Here is a 19,576-nt window from a genome sequence, read left to right on the forward strand (position 1 = left end):
TGGGAGACAGTATCTACAATTGAATTACTTTCCGATACAAAACGAGCTAAAAATATTTCCAAGCAAATCATCTGAGGTAAATTGTCCTGTGATTTCGCTTAACGCGTTTTGCACCATACGTAACTCTTCTGCAAGCAATTCGCCTGCATGGAATTGGGTGAGTTGCACGTGTCCCATTTCCAGATGCTCTGCGGCAGATTCAAGTGCTTGAAGGTGACGGCGTCGGGCAAGGAAGCCACCTTCAGTGGTGCTTTGATAGCCCATTGATTTTTTCAGATGGTCACGCAATAAATCTACGCCTACTTTGGTTTGAGCCGATAAACGTATAAGTGTGAAGCCATTTTTTTCTTCCAAGCCCTCTGTTTCGCCTGATAAATCGACCTTATTACGAATGACGGTAATCGGCATATTTTGCGGTAATTTTGCTAAGAAATCCGCCCATTCGGTTTTGAAATCGTCCGCTTTTTGCTCGGTGCTATCGATCATCAATAAGACGTGATCGGCTTGCTCAATTTCGTTCCACGCACGTTGAATTCCGATGCGTTCCACCTCATCGCTCGCATCACGCAAGCCCGCAGTATCAATGATGTGCAGAGGCATTCCATCGATATGGATATGCTCACGCAACACATCACGGGTTGTGCCTGCAATGTCGGTCACGATAGCGGCTTCGCGTCCTGCTAAGGCATTGAGTAAGCTAGATTTCCCCGCATTTGGGCGACCTGCAATGACCACTTTCATCCCCTCTCGCAAAATTGCTCCTTGTTTTGCTTCTTGGCGAACTTGGCTGAGCTGTGAAATGATATCGTTCAAATGCCCTTCAATTTTTCCGTCTGCAAGGAAGTCGATTTCTTCATCAGGGAAGTCAATTGCCGCTTCCACGTAGGTGCGGAGGTAAATTACGCTATCCACCAAGCGGTTGATTTTAGTTGAAAATTCCCCTTGTAGAGATTTCAATGCTGAGCGAGCAGCTTGTTCACTGGTGGCATCAATAAGATCGGCAATCGCTTCAGCTTGAGCAAGGTCGAGTTTGTCGTTTAAAAATGCTTGCTCAGAGAATTCGCCCGCACGGGCAATGCGTACGCCTTTGATTTCCAGAATGCGTTTGAGCAAAATATCTAAAATGACTTGCCCGCCGTGCCCTTGCAGTTCAAGTACGTCTTCGCCCGTGAAGGAATTAGGGGCTTTGAAGAAGAGGGCGATGCCTTGGTCTAATACCGTGCCATCGCTATCTTTGAATGGCAAGTAATTTGCTAGGCGAGGTTTGAGTTCTTTGCCAAGCACTTCTTGTGCAACTACGTTTGCAAGAGGCCCCGATATGCGTAAAATACCCACGCCCCCGCGACCGATTGGGGTGGCTTGGGCGACAATTGTTTCTTTCATTGTTGTTCCTTTGGTTGAAAGCGGTCGATTTGGTAAAAGGTTTTGCGAATTTGACCGCTTGGTCGTAGAAGAATGATATTCTAATAATTTACTCTCTCCCACAAGGGGCAAGGGAGGTATTACATTGTAGATGCCTGGCATTATATCAGCATTTCCCTCACAATAAAAAAGCACGCTTGTGCGTGCTCTTTATCAATTATTTTTTCTTACGTGAATGTAACCCTTTTTTCTCTAATTGGCGATAAATCCACCATTGTTGGAACAGGGTAATACAGTTCGAGGTTAGCCAGTAAAGTACTAAACCTGCTGGGAAGAACAGGAAGAATACGGTGAAGATCACAGGCATAAAGGTCATCACTTTTTGTTGCATTGGGTCTGCCACTGGTGTTGGCGACATTTTTTGCAACAAGAACATTGAGGCACCCATTAAAATTGGGAAGATGTAGTATGGGTCTTGTGCTGATAAGTCTTGAATCCAGCCAAAGAATGGTGCGTGGCGTAATTCCACTGCTTCCATAAATGTCCAATATAATGCGATGAAAATTGGCATCTGGATTAAGATTGGTAAGCAACCGCCCATTGGGTTTACTTTCTCTTCTTTGTAGAGCTTCATCATCTCTTGGCTCATACGTTGGCGATCATCCCCGAAACGCTCACGCATCTCTTGGATTTTCGGCTGTAACATACGCATTTTTGCCATTGAGGTGTATTGTGCTTTGGTTAATGGATAAAGAATTGATTTCACCACGATGGTCACTAAGATAATCGCAATACCCCAGTTAGACACCGCTTTTTGGATAGTGGTTAATAACCAGAATAGTGGTTTCGCAATGAACCACGCCCAGCCGTAATCTGCGGTTAAGTCTAAGTGGTTTGCGGTTTCAGCCATCTCTTTTTGATCTTTCGGACCCGTCCATAAATGGGTGTCAATATTCACTTCTGCATTTGGGGCAACGGCTGTTACTGCTCCACGATAGCCGATAGTGGCAAAACGTTTGTCATCAGATACGCGAGTGAATAAGGTCATTGCTTGGTCTTGAGCAGGAATCCATGCAGACACGAAATAGTGTTGCAATACCGCAATCCAACCTGTGTTGGTTTCAACAGATAAACCCGCTTTTTCCATATCTTGGAAGCTATATTTTTTATAGTTGGTTTCTGAAGAAGAGTATGCACCGCCTGTGTAAGTTGGCATCGTTAAGTTGCCAGAGTTTTCCACGATGGTGTGTTTTAACTGACCGTAAGGTTGTACTTCAATGGCTTCTGCTGTACCGTTTTTAATGTTGAAATTCACATCAACATTGTAACTACCACGTTTAAGCGTGAAAGTTTTGGTGTAAAGCACGCCATCTTTTTTAAAAGTTAAAGGCACGCTTACCGCATCTTGACCATCCGCTAATTTGAAGCTTTCTGCAGTTGTTTGGTATTGTGGACGACCAGAAACCGTATCGATTCCGTTTTTACCCACTAAGCCACTTTGAGCAACATAAACGCGGTTAGCGTTATCTTGTAATAATTCAAAAGGTGTGTTTGAGTGAAGTTCTGCATTGTGTTTAAGCAAATCAGAGTCCACCACGTCACCGCCAAGCGTATCAATGGTTAAGCGTAATACATCGCTTTCAATCGTGATGGTTTTACCTTTAACGCTTGCCACATCAGCGGGCTGTGAAGTGCTTGATGCAGGTACATCGTGAGATTGTTGTTGAGCTTGGATCTGAGCTTGTTTTTGTGCTTGAATTTCAGGGTTGAAATCTTGTTGCCATTGCGTAAACAATAGGAACGACACTAATAACAATCCCATCACCAGTAAACTACGATTTGAATTCATAGGGAATTTCTCTTGTTAATGAAAGTGAATGGATAAAAGAAGAGCATTTTATAATAGGTTGCGGGTAGATCCAACTCACTTTTACTGCTTTTCTTGGATTTTATGCTGCTGGCTTATCTAAAACTTTAGTAGACAAGCGTGCTACCGCACACAAATTTCCTTCTTCATCTTTAGTTTCAATATTCCACACGTGCACTTCACGCCCTAATTTAAGCGGATAAGCTCGGGCAATCGCTTTTTTACCTGCTTTAACCGATTTTAAGTGGCTGATGTTCAATTCCATTCCAACAGCGATCTGATGCGGCTCGCACACTAAAAGCGATCCTGCATTTGCTACCGTTTCAGCAAGCGTGGCAGAAATGCCGCCGTGTAATACGCCGAACGGTTGCATCGTTTTTTCGTTCACGGTGAGTTCCGCTTCTAACCAATCTTCGCCAATTTGGGTGAAGTGAATGCCTAAATGCCCAACAGCATTACCTTGGCAGAGTTGGGTTAAAAGTTCGGGGGTTGCGGTTTGTTTCCAGATGGTGGTCATGGGTTCCTCGGAGTTTATTGAAAAGTAGGGTGTATGGATTTGAAAATCCACGCCCGCAAAACAAAGCGTGCGTGAACTGCGTTCACACACCCTACGATTAGATAATGGATAATAGAGCCTGTATTGGATGCTTAATCTGTTGATGTTCCATTCGTTTCACTTGCGAACGGCAAGAGTAGCCTGTCGCTAAGCATCGTTCAAGCGGTGCGTTTTTCAGTTTTTGTTGCCAAGATTGTGCATAAATTGCTTTCGACATCTCTATGTGGGCGGTTTCGTGCCCGAATGTGCCTGCCATTCCGCAGCAGCCTACTTTCTCGCTTACCAACGTTTCGCCAAAATGGGCGAAGATCTGTTGCCACTCTTTGCTTGAGGTAGGAAGTTCAGTGGTTTCGGTGCAGTGGGCGAATAGGTGCCACGGCAAGCGGTCGGTTTCTTTTGCTTTTTTGCAATTGTCTAATACGCCTGCTTTGATTTGTTCAATCAACCATTCGTGGGCGAGCAGCACTTTGAAATCGCCGCGTTCCGCTTTCAAAATATCGCGGTATTCATCGCGGTAAAGCAGCGTCAAAGCTGGGTCAATTGCCACCATCGGTAAGCCGAGTTTGGCGATGCGATTTAAGAAATCCGCTTGATTTTTGGCAGTTTTGGCGAACTTACTCAAAAAGCCTTTGATGTGTTGTGCCTTACCTGTTGGTTTATATGGCAAGACCACGGGTTTGAAGCCGAGTTTTTGAATAAAGGCAACGAAATCTGCCACCACTTTTGCATCGTAGAAGGTGGTAAATGGATCTTGTACTACGAGTACAGTTTGGCAATTTTCTGCGGAAAATTGACCGCTTGCCTGTTGGGCTTCAAGACTTTCAAGTGTTTCGCCTTGATAGCCAATTTCTACCAATTGCTTTTGCAAGTTTGGCGTGGAAAGAGCAGGCAAGTAAGTCATACCAATTGTTTTATTGGCGGCGATTTCTGCCAAATGGCTGGTGCTGAAGAAATTAAAGAATTTCGGGGCTTTTGCCATTAAAGGGGCGATAAATTCGAGGTTCGACACCACGTAATCTTTCGCAGGGCGAAGATAGCGTTGGTGATAAAGCTCGTTAAATTGACTACGGAACGTTGGCACATCAATTTTAATTGGACATTGGCTAGCACAGGCTTTACAAGCAAGGCAGGTATCCATCGCTGCTTTTACTTCGTGTGAAAAATCATATTCCTGCGTTTTCTTGAATGAATGACGTACTTTTGCCACAAAATCGGTTAATTTCACTGCTTTTGAGCGTTTTTCAAAAATCAAATCATTAGGGGTAACTTGCTGATCGGCAAGTAATCGTAGCCATTCGCGGATGAGCGTTGCTCGTCCTTTTGGTGAATAGAGGCGATTGCCTGAAATTTTCATCGACGGGCACATCGTGCTGTGTACATCAAAGTTGAAGCATAATCCATTTCCGTTACAGTTCATCGCCCCTTTAAACTCTTCACGCACTGCAATTGGAATACGGCGATCGAAATCGGCTCGCATTGCTTCGTCGATTTTGTAGAGCTCTGCATCGGAACCTAATGGTGTGCAGATTTTGCCAGGGTTAAGGCGATTTTGCGGATCGAACAGTTGTTTGATCTGGCGGAGTTCTTTCCACAGCGTTTCGCCAAAAAAGCGTTCGCCATAGTAAGAACGCATCCCTTTGCCATGTTCGCCCCAAATTAAACCACCATATTTATGGGTAAGCTCAACGACTTGATCAGAAATCGTTTTGAAGGTTTTAACCTGTTCTAAATCGCATAAATCGAGGGCAGGGCGAACGTGTAGCACGCCAGCATCCACGTGCCCGAACATACCGTAGGCAAGGTTGTGGCTATCTAATAAAGCACGAAATTCGGTAATGTAATCGGCAAGATTTTCAGGCGGCACGGCGGTATCTTCCACAAAGGGAATCGGTTTTGCCCAGCCTTTGGCGTTACCTAATAATCCCACTGCTTTTTTCCGCATTGCGTAGATTTTTTCGATGCCGTCTAACTCTTTGCAAATTTGGTAGCCAATGATACCGCTTGCACCCTGTGCAATTTTTTCATCAAGGCTGACACACAAGGCTTGCACTTGTGTTTCGATTTGTTCGAGATCGCTTGAAGCATACTCAACAATGTTAATGCCCAAAATCGGGTTGTTTGGATCTTCGGTGATTAAATCCGATACCGAGTGCCAGATGATGTCTTGTTTTGCCAAATTCAGCACTTTGGAGTCGACCGTTTCGACCGATAAGGCTTTGGCTTTTAACATCATTGGGGCAGAGCGGAGTGCGGCATCGAATGAGTTGTATTTGATGTTAATCAGCGTGCGATATTTCGGAATCGGTAGAAGATTGAGTTTCGCTTCGCAAATAAAGGCAAGCGAGCCTTCAGAGCCTGTGAGAATACGGGTAAGGTTGAATTCGCTTTCATCGTTATTGAAGATATTTTTTAAGTCGTAACCCGTGATAAAGCGGTTTAATTGCGGCAACTCTTTGAGCACAGTCGGGCGAAGCGTTTTACAACGTTCAAAGACCTCGTTATGTAATTTTTTGCCTAAAGTAGAAAGTGGCAGTTGCTCAAGGTTTGCAGAAAAGTTCTCGGTTTTAACCGCTTGCGTTTCTAAAATTTCGCCATTTACCAACACCGATTTGATTGCCAGAATATGATCGGACGTTTTGCCATATTGCAATGAACCTTGCCCTGATGCATCGGTATTAATCATCCCGCCTAGCGTAGCTCGGTTACTGGTAGAAAGTTCGGGCGAAAAAAATAAGCCGTGCGGTTTGAGGAATTGATTAAGCTGATCTTTCACCACACCTGCTTGCACGCGAACCCAGCGTTCTTTTACATTCAGCTCTAAAATTTGGGTCATATGGCGGGAGAGATCGACAATAATATTGTTATTGAGCGACTGCCCATTTGTCCCCGTGCCACCGCCGCGGGGTGTGAAAGTGAGGCTTTGATAGGCTTCTTTTTGGGCGACTTTGGTCAGAATCACCACATCGGTAACCGATTTCGGAAAAAGTACCGCTTGTGGCATACGCTGATATACGCTGTTATCGGTTGCCATTGAAAGGCGGTCTGCGTAGCTGCTAGCAATATCGCCTGAAAAATGCTGTTCGGTAAGTTCGTTAAGATATTGCTGAACTAATGGATTTTGGTCTGGAATGTTTGCAAGTCTAGGAATCATTTTTTGTTCCTTTATATAAAGATAAAATCGTTTGCATCTTAGCAAGAAATGGGGGGAATGGAAACGAAGATATTTTTAAATGAAGTGAAATGAATGAATAAAAACTCCATTCCATTTATTGTTTATTGGAGTCAATTTTCTGTTATGTAAAATTACGTCAAGAAAGTTGATTTTATTTTATATCATCCCCATAATAAATACAGTTTAGCTAAGTTCTTGATATTTTGCCTATTAAAATAGCATTGTTGATATAAATATCATATTGATTGCAAAATAACCATTTGATGGGGTTTTGTATGCTATTTATACAGAAAATTATTGATCTTAAGCAGACTTCTTTAGATAATAACACGTATTCTTGCCCATCTTCTTAAGGACAAGAATGAGTGAAGGCTACTTTTCTTTATTATTTAAAGTAAAATCTTCAAGCATTCACTTCTTTAGTCTTTCTATCAAAAGAAGATGAAAGGCGTGGTTAAGATTCAACATTTTTATTATGTTGAAAAATTTTATTACATAGAATGACAAATTATAGAGGGTCATAAAATGAAAAAATCATTAGTTGCATTAGCAGTATTAGCTGCATCAGCAGCAGCAACAGCAGCTCCACAAGCTAACACTTTCTATGCAGGTGCTAAAGCTGGTTGGGCAAACTTCCGTGATGGTTTCACACAATTCGACGCTAAAAGCGTAGGCGAAGACGGTTTCGGTATCAACAAAAACACTGTAACTTACGGTGTATTCGGTGGTTACCAAATCTTAAACCAAGATAACTTTGGTTTAGCAGCTGAATTAGGTTACGACTACTTCGGTCGTTCACGCGGTAATGAAACTGTAGATAACAAAGAAGTTCGTGCTGTAAAACATTCTGCACACGGTGCTCACTTAAGCTTAAAACCAAGCTACGAAGTATTACCTAACTTAGATGTTTACAGTAAAGTAGGTGTTGCATTAATTCGTAACGATTACAAACGCTACGGTTTAACAGATGATGTTGGTAATGTATATACAGCTAAAGCTCACACATTAAAACCATCTTTAACTTTAGGTGCGGGTGTTGAGTACGCAATTCTTCCAGAATTAGCAGCTCGTGTTGAATATCAATATATTAACCGTGTTGGTAACTTAGATAAAGCAGAAAGAAAAGCTGGTGCTCCAGATCAAAACACTTCATTCAGCCCAGATTTACACTCAGTATCTGCAGGTTTAAGCTACCGTTTCGGTCAAGGTGCAACTCCAGTTGCTCCAGCAGCTCCAGAAGTGATGACCAAAAACTTCTCATTCAGCTCTGATGTTTTATTCGCATTCGGTAAAGCGAATTTAAAACCAGAAGCAGCACAAGCATTAGATGCAGCTAACAACGAAATCAATGCTTTAGGTTTAGCTAACCCATCTATCCAAGTAAACGGTCACGCAGACCGTATTGGTAAACAAGATGCTAACTTAAAACTTTCACAACGTCGTGCAGAAACAGTAGCTAACTACTTAGTTTCTAAAGGCAGAAACCCAGCGAACGTAACTGCAGTAGGTTACGGTTCAGCGAACCCAGTAACTGGCAACACTTGTGATGCAGTTAAAGGTCGTAAAGCATTAATCGCTTGCTTAGCACCAGATCGTCGTGTTGAAGTTCAAGTACAAGGTTCAAAAGAAGTAACAATGTAATTTGTTAGTTTCTTAGAATAACGAGAAGCCCGCAGTAATGCGGGCTTTTTCATCTCTATGAATACAAAATAGATATAGATTTTCTCGTTTTTAAATATGAAAAAGCGGTAAGATTCTTTCGAAATCTTACCGCTTATCTTTATTAATTCAATATTAGCAATAACCGTGGCTCATCAAGCGTTGATAACGACGATGTAACAATGCTTCTTTATCCAGATTATCCAATTCGTGTAAATCGGTGAGAATGCGTTGTTTGAGGTTTTCTGATATTTCTGCGTAATCACGATGAGCACCACCGAGGGGTTCTGCTACGATTTCATCGATCAGTTTCAACTCTTTTAAACGTTGTGCGGTTAAGCCCATTACTTCCGCGGCGGTTGACGCTTTTTCAGCACTTTTCCAAAGAATTGAAGCACAACCTTCTGGTGAAATGACTGAGTAAGTAGAATATTGCAACATATTTACTTTATCGCCTACACCAATGGCTAATGCACCACCTGAACCACCTTCACCGATAACAGTACAAATCACAGGTACTTTAAGCTGCGACATTTCACGCAAGTTGCGGGCAATCGCCTCCGCCTGACCACGCTCTTCCGCACCGATACCTGGGTATGCTCCAGGGGTGTCGATAAAGGTAATAATTGGCAAGTTAAAACGCTCTGCCATTTCCATTAAACGTAATGCTTTGCGGTAGCCTTCTGGGGCTGGCATCCCGAAGTTACGCATCACTTTTTCTTTTGTACTTCTGCCTTTTTGATGACCGATAACCATCACAGGACGACCATCCAAACGTGCAATCCCACCAACAATTGCTTTATCATCTGCAAAGGCACGATCGCCTGCAAGTTCATCAAATTCGGTGAAAATATGCTCAATATAATCTAAGGTATAAGGGCGATTTGGGTGACGAGCCATTTTAGAAGTCTGCCACGCATCTAAATTTGCAAAGGTTTTTTTGGTAAGCTCTTGTGCTTTTTTCTCTAAACGTTTGATTTCATCATCAAGATTGATTTTGTTGTCTTGCTCTGCAACTGCCTTTAGCGACTCAATTTTCGCCTCAAGTTCGGCAATCGGTAGTTCAAAATCTAAATATTCCATACGTTATCCTATTTGTTTATGTGTCGGACATTTTAAAAACGTGGTATTCGATGTAGAGGTTTATCCCCACTTAATGAAGAATCATTATGTGGGGCAGAGGTTATCCCTACGAAATAACACCTAAAAAACGGGCTTATTTTACCTGATAGACAGCTAGTTGTCGCAAAAAGCGGTTATTTTTCCGCAATTTTTTGCAGATTTTCACACAGATCCGACCGCTTGTATTTTATGTTTCAACCGTAAATTGCCCCATTGCACCGCGATCTCGCAACATCAAATCAGACACGCCGAAGGCAAATGGCAGCTCATTGTTTGCTTCGTGTTCAAATTTTACTAACAAAGTTACTTCCTGATCTTTGGGTAGCCAAACCGTATCTTTCCACGCTAAGTATTTGTTTTGCAAACGTTGGCGGTTGCGGGTTTCAATCACAAACTTTGCCCCCTGCAGAGTAAAACCAATATTGCTGTTACTGGTGAGATACCAACGCTCTACGCTCCCTTTTTTCACGCTAAAATCAATTCGTTTTGGGTCGAAACGTTGTTGGTTAATCAGATAATCCAGCGGGCGAAGGTTAAATTTTCGCTCATTGACAATGTTCATCTGGAAATCTTCCAGCTTAAACGGCACAGTTTCTGGCATTTGCGTAAACACTGTGGCTAAGCCTTGTGGTTGCAAGGTTAAGATAACATTGTCCGTCAACTCATTGCCATCGCTAAATAGCAATTTTGCCTTATCCAATAAGCTACGTGGTTCGCCCGTAATCAGTGAGACAGGTGTATCTTCTTCCACTTTGACTAACACTTCCACTCGTTCGCTTGGGGCGAGCATGACCATCGGCTGGGCAAGCGGCTTTTCAAACATTCCTAACCCTGTAGCAATCAATTGCAGTGGTTGCCCGTTGTCTAAGCGTAACTCATAGATGCGAGAGAGCGAGGCATTAACAATTCGTAAGCGAATCCAGCCCGCTTGTACCTTCAAATAAGGCGACTCTTGCCCATTCACAAACAGGCGTGAGCCGAAAAATTGTGGTTGGTTCGGGTCGATGACCTGCTTGCCCTCTTTGTTGATTTGCTGGTCTTGCAAAATCAGTGGGATATCGTTTACGCCATATTGATTCGGCAGATTGGTTTTTTTGCTTTCAGCATCTTCAATAATCCACAGACCCGCCAAGCCTCGATAGACTTGGAAAGCCGAGTTTAATAGCGTGTCGGCATGATACCAGCAAGTGCAAGCGGGTTGGTTTACGCTCACAATTGGCGACCAACTGGCTTTGGGCTCAAGCTTACGATGTGAAGAACCGAACATCTCGCTGGGTGTAAGCAAGCCTTGAATATTCATTGAAATTGCTTGCGGGAGGTTGTTTAAGTAAGTAAGTTTCACAAAATCTTGCGATCGCACACGAACGGTTGGAGCGAGATATTGCCCATTTACGCCCCACACATCAACCAACTTCCCCGTATTAAATTGTATTTGAGCAGGTCGGAGATCAAGACGAATAGGGCGACCGCGACCGACATCAACAAGCGGTGGAATTTTCAATGCAGGTTGCGAACTTGCCCACACAGGCACGGGCAGAGCAACCATTGCAGAAGCTAAGCCTGTGCGTTGTAAAAGCTGACGACGGGTTAAGTGAAGAGGTTTGTTCATTCGGTATATAAGGTATTTGTTGTCGCAACAGTTGCAATTATAATTTATTTATCCAACTGCTCAATTTCCGCATCAAGCTCTGCAATTCTTTTCTGCATTACTTGATGGCAGTGTTCGATGAGTTCTTTCAAATTATCTCGGTTGTAACCGCTAGTATCAATCGGTTCCAATTCTTCGCAAATCACCGTGCCATTGTCCCAACGGTTTAAATCTATTTTATTGTGAAGCGTTGAACAAACAATCGGGATAATCGGCACGCCTGCAGAAATAGCGGTATGGAATGCCCCTGTTTTGAATGGCAATAAACCACGTCCGCGGCTACGCGTGCCTTCAGGGAACATCCAAATCGAAATTTGACGTTTTTTAATAATCTCACCCACTTTCGCCATTGTACTAATAGCACTACTGCGTTTCTCTCGGTTGATGAAAATATTGCCCGTTGCCCAATAAACCAAGCCGAAAAATGGAATCCAAATCAGACTACGTTTACCGATGGTTACTGTTTTTTTAGGCGTCATCGAAGAGATGGTCACCATATCATAGTTATTCTGATGGTTGGCGATATAAATCGCTGGTTGGCGTTCGCCAGTATACGGGCGGCGAATTAACTTAATGCCAAGCAGTTTATGCATTTTGCTATACCAATAAGCAATTTCACCTACACAATCTGGATTGCGTAAACGGACTAACGCATAAAAAACACCAGCCACAGAGATAAGAATCGAGCAACATAGCACTAGCAAAATTCGAATAAGTTTTAACATAAAATTTCCTCAAAAGTCAGGCAAAGAGTATAGCAAAAAATAGGTGAGCAAAGGAAAAGAAAGCGGTGGTTTTTCAATTAGAATTTGCAAATTCTGAGAGAAAAACCACCGCTTATTTTAGCAAATGGCTTAATGCCAATTGATCCAGAAGAAATAGGTCAGCCCGCCAGTTACCGCCGTGCTGATAATATTAAGGATAAAGCCCACTTTTACCATTTCGCTTTGTTTAATATAGCCTGTAGAGAACACGATCGCGTTAGGTGGAGTCGCGATTGGGAGCATAAAGGCACAAGAAGCACTACATGCAACGATAGCTGCCAGCGAAACAGGAGGCAAGCCCAAGCCTTCTGCAACAGAAATAAAAATGGGGGTCATTAATGCCGCAGTAGCGGTGTTAGAGGTAAATTCTGTGAGGAAGATAATAAATGCAGTAAGTACGAGCGTCATTACAAGCCAGTGTTGCACACCGATATAATTCACAATGGTATCAGCAAGAATTTTGCTTGCTCCCGTTTCTTTGAGCACGATACCGAGCACCAATCCACCACCGAAGAGCATTAACACGCCCCATTCGGTACGATCTTGAATTTCTGACCAAGTTGCAGTGTGAGTAATGCAAAGGATAATAACTGCGGTCATTGCCACTACCGCATCGAAGTTTTTGATGGGTTGGCTAAGCTCTAATACTGAGCGGATAAACGGTTCTAACCAGCTGCCGAAAACAAGGAAAAAGGCAGCAATCACAAACACGGCAAGGGTGATTTTACGTTTGCTAGTCAGCGGAATTTCTTCGAGTAAAATTTCAAACGGCACATTGAAGTTAGGACGAAGTACGACGAGCAGGCTAAACACCATGCCAATCATCAATAAAATAGCGACAGGTATTCCGTAGAAGAGCCATTCTGAGAATGTGATTTTAAGTTGAGAGGCTAAAATCGCATTGGGTGCAGAGCCTGTGAGTGTCCCGATGCCCCCGATGCTGGCACTAAATGCAACACCAAGTAACACAAAAACATACAATGCACGGTTGGTTTTAAGATCAACTTTTTTCAAAATGCCGAGGGTTAAAGGCAACATCATAGCCGCAACGGCGGTGTTGTTGATAAACAGTGAAAGCCCTGCCGTGGCAGCAAAAAGGTAGAGTACGGTAAGTTTAAGATTTCCGCGTGCGAGGCGGATAATGTGATTGGCAATCCAGAGGTCGAGTTTTTGAATGTTCATGACTGCAGCTAGAACGAAGCCACCAAAGAACATAAAAATGATAGGTTCGGAGAAAGGTGCAAATGCCGCTTTGGTCGGCAAGACATTCAGCCCAATTGCCAGAATAGGTACCATTAGCGAGGTAACCGTAATATTAAAAGCTTCCGTGAGCCATAATATCCCGATAAAGATGAGTAACGCTAAGCCCCGATTTTCCATCGGTGTGAATGGCAGCATCTTAATGAGGGCTAAAAACAGCAGGAAGTCTAAGGCTAATATCATATAGCCTCTTGTTGGATTTTTTGTTGTGCTTGACATACGAAGCTCCTTATATTTTGTTGGAAAAAATTGTATGCAATTTGAACATAACAAAAATTTTAAAAATGTAAATAGTTTTTAACAAGTATTAGAAAATTTATCGCAAACGTTTGCTTTTTTCTTTAAGAAAGATTTACATTTTAGTTGATAGAATAGTAGAGCAAATAAGCAACAAATTGCATAAAAAGAAGTCTCTTGAATTAAAGGTGGGAAAATTTTATTTACTCATGATTAAAATTCAATTATTATTTTGCCCGTTTTCAACGGAGGAATGGTCGAGTGGTTGAAGGCACCGGTCTTGAAAACCGGCGAGGGTTTACGCCCTCCGTGAGTTCGAATCTCACTTCCTCCGCCATCAAATTTAGAAACCCCGCAGCGAATGTTGCGGGGTTTTGTTTATCTGTATTACAGCAATTTCCCAACTAATTCCAACACAATTGGCAATTCTGTCACGCCTTCACGATCTAAAAAATGCCCGCCTTTTGGTAATCGAATATAGTCCGCATCTAGCAATTGAGCCAAATGATCGCTGTATTGATGTGGTACGATATGATCGTCTAGCGATGCTACTACAAAAGCTTTTTCTGGCTTGTAAGCGGTTAAATTCGCGTAGAAATCTGCAAAAATATCAAGTTCGGGCAGATTCGGTAATTTCTCATAAAAGCCTGAAACAAAAATCGCTCCTTTGATTTTCTGCTGTTGTGCCGCAAGAAAATTCAGCGTTGCGATGCAGCCTAAACTATGCCCAATTAAAATAGTATTTTCATCTGGCGTGATTTTTTCTTGATGATATTTCAGCCACGCTTGAGGCGTAGGATTTGCCGAATTTGGCATCGTTAGACGCTGGCATTCCAGCCCTTTTTCCGCCAATTTTTGCTCTAACCACGGAAACCAATGTTTGTCGCCGTTTGCTGTATAGCCGTGAGTGATGTAGATTTTGGTCATTGTTTTTCCTGTATGTGATCAAAATAAAGCGGTGGGATTTTTGTGAGATTTTGCAATCGACATCAAAAATACCATCGCTTGCAATCAATGTGTTTCGCCACCTGAGAATAAGTTAATTACTAATACTCCACCGATAATTAACGCCATTCCAATTATGCTAGGTAAATCTGGTTTTTGCCCGAAGAAAAACATTGCCACCAGTGTGGTGAGCACAATACCTACGCCAGACCACACCGCATAGACAATCCCAAGTGGGAGTGTTTTGGTGATGATAGATAACAGGTATAACGCTACCACAAAAGCACCGATTGCGATGACCGTCGGAAGTGGTTTAGTAAAACCGTTGCTCGCTTTAATGCAATTTGAGCCGATGACCTCGATAACAATGGCGAAGCCGAGTAAAATCCAAGGGTTCATGGGTTCCTCACAAAATAAACTATTCTAACCGTAAATTTTACAGGTGCAAGCGTCTTCGCTTGTGTCTATAAGAGAATAGGGGCTAATGGTAATTAGCCCTTGCAATTAAAAAACGAGCTTGGTGGCTTGGGTTATGGGGAGGTATTTATGCGGTTTGAAGGTGGTTTTTATATACGGGTAACTTTTCAGAAATCCATAGTTTAATTAGAGCCTGACGAGGAACGCCGAGATGAGCCGCTTCTTTATCTAAACTTTCAACCATCCATAATGGAAAATCAACATTAACACGTTTTGTTTTTTGGTTTGGGCGTTTAGCCGATGTAAGCTCTAGATATTCCACAATATCTTCTTCATTTTCATCGAAGATATGATCGAATTCGATATTATTGATTGGTTTCATAAAGTTCAATTTCCTTTTTTCGAGATCGTCTAACAGAGATAAGACGGATGTTTTTACCACGTAATGTAAATATAGCAGACCAGTGTTTATCATTGAGTTTTGCTATACCTAATTTTATTTCACTTTTATTAGGGTCGTATTCAAACATAAAAAATCCTTTTAGGTGTCTATGATATACCTTTTTTATATATGTTCAACACCAAATTACTTGGTGAACCCTTCCGCACTTAAAAACCACGCTTGGAGGTTTGGGCTATGAGGGGGATAAATCCCGCTTCTACGGGCAAGAACGATTACATAATACGGTATCCCCATTTGTCCATAAGCAATAATCAAAAAAATATACATCTTTACATTTCTTTACAGAACTTTAGGTAATTTAGGAGTAAAATACGCCCGATTTTTTTGGACAAGAACTCCTGTCTATATGTTTTATGTTTTTTAATACTTAGGTAAATAATGATGAATAAGATCTATAAAGTAATTTGGAATGCAGCGTTACAATGTTGGGTAGCGGTTTCTGAATTGGGTAAAGCAAAAGGAAAAACAAAATCTAAGAAAGTATTAAGTGCGGCAGCTGTGCTAGTCGCTTCTGCTATAGGCATTTCCTCTAATGCAGAAGCAGCTGTCGATTATAGCACTGGTGGAACATTTGGTGGCGGTATGGCGATTGGCTCTAGCAGTTATGCTAATACTAACGCGATTGCTTATGGTCATGAAGCAAATGCTCGAGCATTAGAAGATGTCGCTATTGGGTATAAAACAACCTCAGGTGCACCAGTAAGTGGTTCTACATCTCATAGTTCTGCACAAGCAAGTGTGGCGGTGGGTACATATGCCAATGCGACACACGTAGCCACAACGGCAATTGGTGCACACGCAAGTGCAATAAATAATTTTGCTACAGCAGTGGGGGCAGGAGCTCGAGCAACAGCAGAAAATGGCTCTGCATTTGGTCAAGGTGCGATGGCAACAGGTGTTTATGCAACAGCATTAGGTAAAGGTGCGTTAGCAAAACAAGATTACTCAATTGCATTAGGTAAGGAAGCAGCTGCAAATACTCAGCTAACAACCTCGATAGGTTCAAAAACTAATGCAACAGGATTTTCTGCTATCGCTATTGGTAGTGGACACGTCCCTGCCACTGGCAACACTGTTATTGAGAATATTCAAGGTGCACAAGCAACTGCGGATGATTCCATGGCGGTTGGTGCGAGTGCATTAGCAAATAAAGTGGGGGCAACTGCACTCGGTAAATTATCTAAAGCGACTAATAATAATGCGGTAGCTGTGGGGCCTGATTCTGTTGCAAGTGGTTCTTGGGCAACAGCAACAGGTGCCAGTGCAAATGCCTCTGGTGAAGCTTCAGCCGCTTTTGGTGAAAGTGCTACAGCGAGTGGTAAAAAATCTATTGCGACAGGTTCGCATGCTTCTGCCTCTGGGGAAAATGCGATTGCTTCAGGTAAAAATGCAAAGGCTCTAGCTAGTAATACGATTGCCATTGGTGCGGATGCAAATGCAACGGCTAATGCCGCAGGTAGCTTAGTTATTGGTCGTGGTGCAGTCGTAAATGCGACAGATGCGACGGTAGTTGGCCCTGTTGCACAAGCAAATGGTGCGAATGCGACAGCTGTAGGTCGTGGTGCGGCAGCGAATGGTACAGAATCAACCGCTTTAGGTCGTGGTTCGGTAGCAAATGGTAATCAATCTACTGCATTAGGTAAAGGTTCTCAGGCAAAAGTAGACAGTGGTGTGGCATTGGGTGACGGTGCTGTTGCAGATCGTGTTGCACGTAAAGGCAGTGAAATTGTGATTAATAATAATAAACCTAGTGCAAGCACAGGATTTAACGATCAAGATGCAGCGACTAGCAACAGTGTTTATGCACCTGTACGTTTAGTGGATGCACCAGGAGCACTACAATTAATTAAAAACACCGTTAAAGGCAACAAAGGTGCAGTTTCCGTGGGGGATTCTGGCAATACTCGCCAAATTATCAATGTTGCACCAGGTAGTGCCGATTCAGATGCAGTGAACGTGGCTCAGTTAAAAGCCGTGGCGGGTGGTATTAAGAAATATTCTGTTACCTCACCCGATAATTCTATTACGATTACCCCTCCAGCAACAGGTGATGATCCGCAGAACTTCAAAATTAAAATGAACACCACAGCGGTTCAAGATGCGGCTGCGTGGAATATTAAATCAGGATCAGAAAGAGGTAATGGAGAACAGGTAAGAGGCGGACAAACTGTTACTTTTGCAGGCTCAGATACAATCAATGTGGTTCGTAATGGCAAAACGTTAACATTCAATGCAAACATTTCAAGTATCAGTAATGGTAGCGGTGCGAATGAAGGTAAGCCGTGGACTACAGACAACGATAATAAATATTTAGCTAAAACCAAAAACGTCGTGGATGCAATTAACAACAGTGGTTGGACATTACAAGCAAACGGCAATAAAGTTGGTTTAGTAAATCCAGGCGATAAAGTCAATATTAAAGCGGGTACTGGTGTAACCATTACGCCAACAAATGAAAATGGTGGTGTTTCAACATTAACAATTAGTGCTGCACAACAAAACTATAGCTGGAAATTAAAAGAAGATTCTCAAACAGCAGCTCAAGCACTTAATGTTACCAATAACACGGCGGTAAGTTTAAAAGGTGAGAATTACTTAAATATTACCAATAAAGGCGGTGGTAACTTTGCATTTAAAACCGTAACTGCAGATGTGGCTTATACTGCAACAACGGGAGCAGTGAATGCAGTAAGTAGTGCTACCGGGTTAGTAACGAATAAAAACCTTTCTGATGTGATTCGTAACTCAGGTTTCCAATTAAAAGAAAATGGCACACTTAGAAATGTAGTGAACCCGGGTGAAAGCTTAAACTTTAAACCAGGCAAAGGCACAACTGTAACTGTTAGTGCGAATGGCGATGTTCAAGTGAATGCGAACGTGGCAGGCATTACTGCGGGTAAAAACATCAGCACTACCACAGATACCAACGGCAATGTGACGATTAATGCGAAAGATACCTCTGCTCATGTGAAAGCAGCGAATAATGCTGCAGTGAAAGTGGATAAAGCAGCCACAACACGTACCGAAAATAATGCGGATATTACCGATTACACTGTTGATTTAACCGATCAAACCAAAACCAACATCACGCACGGTGTGAATGCGAACGAAACTGTAACGAATAAAGGTTTAACCTTTGTGGCTAACAAGGGCGATACAGGCATTAAGAAATTAGGCTCAACCGTTGATGTGAAAGGTAACACTTCAAACAATGTAATTACCACCACGGCAAATACAAACGGCATCACTGTAGATTATAACGGCACAGCAGCGGCTCAGGTTACCAACTTAACCTATAAAGCGAATAATGCTAATGCGAAAAGTGTGACTCTTGCTAAAGGTTTAGATTTTACCAATGGCACACAAACGACAGCTGTAGTAGAAGATAACGGCGTTGTAAAATTCAACGTGAATACGACCGCTTTATCTAGTGCAACTGCTAATGGCAATATTCAAGTGCTAACAGGTGCTAATAGCGATGGTTTAGTTACTGCGAAAAATGTAGCGAATGCAATCAATACAAGCGGCTGGAATCTGCAAGCAAATAACGCAAGCGTGGGTTTAATTAATCCAAGCGATAAAGTGTCATTTGATGCAGGTAATGGAGTTACTGTTACATCAACCAATGAGGCTAATGGTGTTTCACATATTAAAGTGGCAGCAAAAGTTGATGGTTCAACTATTACCGTAAATGATCGAGGTCAATTAGTGGCGAATCTTTCTGGTGCAGTGAACACGCAGGCGAGTGTGAGCAATGCAACCAGTAGCCCGATTACCATTGCGACAACGCAAAATGCGAACGGTACAAATAATTATACTGTAGATGTGAATGTTGATGGCAAAACCATTACGAAAGAAGGTGGCGTGTTAAAAGCGGTGATTCCATCAGTGGAAACGGTGACGCTTACCGTAAATACAGCGGGTAACAACGCAGGTAAAGTAGAAGTACCAACGACAGAAGCAGATAAGAAAAAACTGGTTACGGCTGAAAATGTAGCGAAAGCGATTAACGAAAGTTACTGGGTGGCTAAACGTGGCGATAGCGTAACAACCAATGCAGACTCTGGTGACGGAGATAGCAATATTGCAGCGGGTAATAACGTA

14 protein-coding genes and 1 tRNA gene are annotated in these 19,576 nt (G+C 42.5%); 3 read left to right on the top strand and 12 right to left on the bottom strand.

What is annotated here, in order from left to right; genetic code table 11:
* Nucleotides 1–24 precede the first annotated feature (24 nt).
* The 4 genes from mnmE to ydiJ form a co-directional block, all read right to left on the bottom strand.
* A complete protein-coding gene (mnmE, locus tag B0185_RS05150) occupies nucleotides 25–1,383 on the bottom strand; it encodes a tRNA uridine-5-carboxymethylaminomethyl(34) synthesis GTPase MnmE (protein ID WP_039863080.1) in 1,359 nt (452 codons plus the stop codon).
* Between the two features lie 196 nt (nucleotides 1,384–1,579).
* Nucleotides 1,580–3,211 (bottom strand): membrane protein insertase YidC, encoded by a 1,632-nt coding sequence (gene yidC, locus B0185_RS05155; protein WP_005705935.1) that lies wholly within the window; start codon nucleotides 3,209–3,211, stop codon nucleotides 1,580–1,582.
* Nucleotides 3,212–3,311: 100 nt separating this feature from the next.
* Nucleotides 3,312–3,746, bottom strand: coding sequence for a PaaI family thioesterase (locus B0185_RS05160; RefSeq protein ID WP_005705928.1), 435 nt, complete (start codon nucleotides 3,744–3,746; stop codon nucleotides 3,312–3,314).
* A 97-nt stretch (nucleotides 3,747–3,843) separates the two neighbouring features.
* Complete coding sequence (gene ydiJ, locus B0185_RS05165; RefSeq protein ID WP_005705934.1) at nucleotides 3,844–6,936, bottom strand: D-2-hydroxyglutarate dehydrogenase YdiJ; 3,093 nt, start codon at nucleotides 6,934–6,936, stop codon at nucleotides 3,844–3,846.
* Between the two features lie 546 nt (nucleotides 6,937–7,482).
* Between ydiJ and ompA the strand changes: the two genes are divergently transcribed.
* Nucleotides 7,483–8,598, top strand: coding sequence for a porin OmpA (gene ompA, locus B0185_RS05170; protein ID WP_005705931.1), 1,116 nt, complete (start codon nucleotides 7,483–7,485; stop codon nucleotides 8,596–8,598).
* A gap of 153 nt (nucleotides 8,599–8,751) precedes the next feature.
* On the opposite strand, the gene accA is transcribed toward ompA, so the two are convergent.
* The 4 genes from accA to B0185_RS05190 form a co-directional block, all read right to left on the bottom strand.
* Nucleotides 8,752–9,699, bottom strand: a complete 948-nt coding sequence (gene accA, locus B0185_RS05175; RefSeq protein WP_005705926.1) for an acetyl-CoA carboxylase carboxyl transferase subunit alpha — start codon at nucleotides 9,697–9,699, stop codon at nucleotides 8,752–8,754.
* 226 nt (nucleotides 9,700–9,925) lie between these two features.
* Complete coding sequence (locus tag B0185_RS05180) at nucleotides 9,926–11,347, bottom strand: multicopper oxidase domain-containing protein (RefSeq protein ID WP_005705929.1); 1,422 nt, start codon at nucleotides 11,345–11,347, stop codon at nucleotides 9,926–9,928.
* A 44-nt stretch (nucleotides 11,348–11,391) separates the two neighbouring features.
* Entirely contained in the window at nucleotides 11,392–12,111 is a 720-nt protein-coding gene (locus B0185_RS05185) for a 1-acylglycerol-3-phosphate O-acyltransferase (RefSeq protein ID WP_005705933.1), read from the bottom strand.
* A 129-nt stretch (nucleotides 12,112–12,240) separates the two neighbouring features.
* The gene (locus tag B0185_RS05190; protein ID WP_005705932.1) at nucleotides 12,241–13,629 is read right to left on the bottom strand and encodes an SLC13 family permease; all 1,389 of its coding nucleotides are present in this window, start codon (nucleotides 13,627–13,629) and stop codon (nucleotides 12,241–12,243) included.
* 265 nt (nucleotides 13,630–13,894) lie between these two features.
* On the opposite strand from B0185_RS05190, the gene B0185_RS05195 reads away from it, so the two are divergent.
* Nucleotides 13,895–13,984, top strand: a tRNA-Ser gene (locus B0185_RS05195).
* 50 nt (nucleotides 13,985–14,034) lie between these two features.
* Here B0185_RS05195 and B0185_RS05200 read toward each other — a convergent pair.
* The 4 genes from B0185_RS05200 to B0185_RS05215 form a co-directional block, all read right to left on the bottom strand.
* The gene (locus B0185_RS05200) at nucleotides 14,035–14,574 is read right to left on the bottom strand and encodes an RBBP9/YdeN family alpha/beta hydrolase (protein WP_005706089.1); all 540 of its coding nucleotides are present in this window, start codon (nucleotides 14,572–14,574) and stop codon (nucleotides 14,035–14,037) included.
* A gap of 84 nt (nucleotides 14,575–14,658) precedes the next feature.
* On the bottom strand, nucleotides 14,659–14,991 hold the full coding sequence (locus tag B0185_RS05205; protein WP_005706088.1) for a DMT family transporter: 333 nt from the start codon (nucleotides 14,989–14,991) through the stop codon (nucleotides 14,659–14,661).
* A gap of 145 nt (nucleotides 14,992–15,136) precedes the next feature.
* Nucleotides 15,137–15,391 carry a type II toxin-antitoxin system BrnA family antitoxin gene (brnA, locus tag B0185_RS05210; RefSeq protein ID WP_005706091.1) on the bottom strand — a complete coding sequence of 85 codons (255 nt, stop codon included), beginning with the start codon at nucleotides 15,389–15,391 and terminating at the stop codon, nucleotides 15,137–15,139.
* A complete protein-coding gene (locus tag B0185_RS05215; protein WP_005706090.1) occupies nucleotides 15,375–15,539 on the bottom strand; it encodes a BrnT family toxin in 165 nt (54 codons plus the stop codon). The genes brnA and B0185_RS05215 overlap by 17 nt, the downstream gene beginning before the upstream one ends.
* Nucleotides 15,540–15,850: 311 nt before the next feature.
* On the opposite strand from B0185_RS05215, the gene B0185_RS05220 reads away from it, so the two are divergent.
* Nucleotides 15,851–19,576, top strand: a 3,726-nt coding sequence (locus B0185_RS05220; protein WP_143413715.1) for an ESPR-type extended signal peptide-containing protein, incomplete at its 3' end; no start/stop codon positions are given.

This window comes from Haemophilus parahaemolyticus (genome assembly GCF_002015035.1).
In the GTDB taxonomy this organism is placed as follows: domain Bacteria; phylum Pseudomonadota; class Gammaproteobacteria; order Enterobacterales; family Pasteurellaceae; genus Haemophilus_A; species Haemophilus_A parahaemolyticus.

Excerpts from the sequence above, each read along its gene's own strand:
- mnmE (WP_039863080.1), bottom strand. The coding sequence starts at position 1,383 with ATGAAAGAAACAATTGTCGCCCAAGCCACCCCAATCGGTCGCGGGGGC.
- yidC (WP_005705935.1), bottom strand. The coding sequence starts at position 3,211 with ATGAATTCAAATCGTAGTTTACTGGTGATGGGATTGTTATTAGTGTCG.
- B0185_RS05160 (WP_005705928.1), bottom strand. The coding sequence starts at position 3,746 with ATGACCACCATCTGGAAACAAACCGCAACCCCCGAACTTTTAACCCAA.
- ydiJ (WP_005705934.1), bottom strand. The coding sequence starts at position 6,936 with ATGATTCCTAGACTTGCAAACATTCCAGACCAAAATCCATTAGTTCAG.
- ompA (WP_005705931.1), top strand. The coding sequence starts at position 7,483 with ATGAAAAAATCATTAGTTGCATTAGCAGTATTAGCTGCATCAGCAGCA.
- accA (WP_005705926.1), bottom strand. The coding sequence starts at position 9,699 with ATGGAATATTTAGATTTTGAACTACCGATTGCCGAACTTGAGGCGAAA.
- B0185_RS05180 (WP_005705929.1), bottom strand. The coding sequence starts at position 11,347 with ATGAACAAACCTCTTCACTTAACCCGTCGTCAGCTTTTACAACGCACA.
- B0185_RS05185 (WP_005705933.1), bottom strand. The coding sequence starts at position 12,111 with ATGTTAAAACTTATTCGAATTTTGCTAGTGCTATGTTGCTCGATTCTT.
- B0185_RS05190 (WP_005705932.1), bottom strand. The coding sequence starts at position 13,629 with ATGTCAAGCACAACAAAAAATCCAACAAGAGGCTATATGATATTAGCC.
- B0185_RS05200 (WP_005706089.1), bottom strand. The coding sequence starts at position 14,574 with ATGACCAAAATCTACATCACTCACGGCTATACAGCAAACGGCGACAAA.
- B0185_RS05205 (WP_005706088.1), bottom strand. The coding sequence starts at position 14,991 with ATGAACCCTTGGATTTTACTCGGCTTCGCCATTGTTATCGAGGTCATC.
- brnA (WP_005706091.1), bottom strand. The coding sequence starts at position 15,391 with ATGAAACCAATCAATAATATCGAATTCGATCATATCTTCGATGAAAAT.
- B0185_RS05215 (WP_005706090.1), bottom strand. The coding sequence starts at position 15,539 with ATGTTTGAATACGACCCTAATAAAAGTGAAATAAAATTAGGTATAGCA.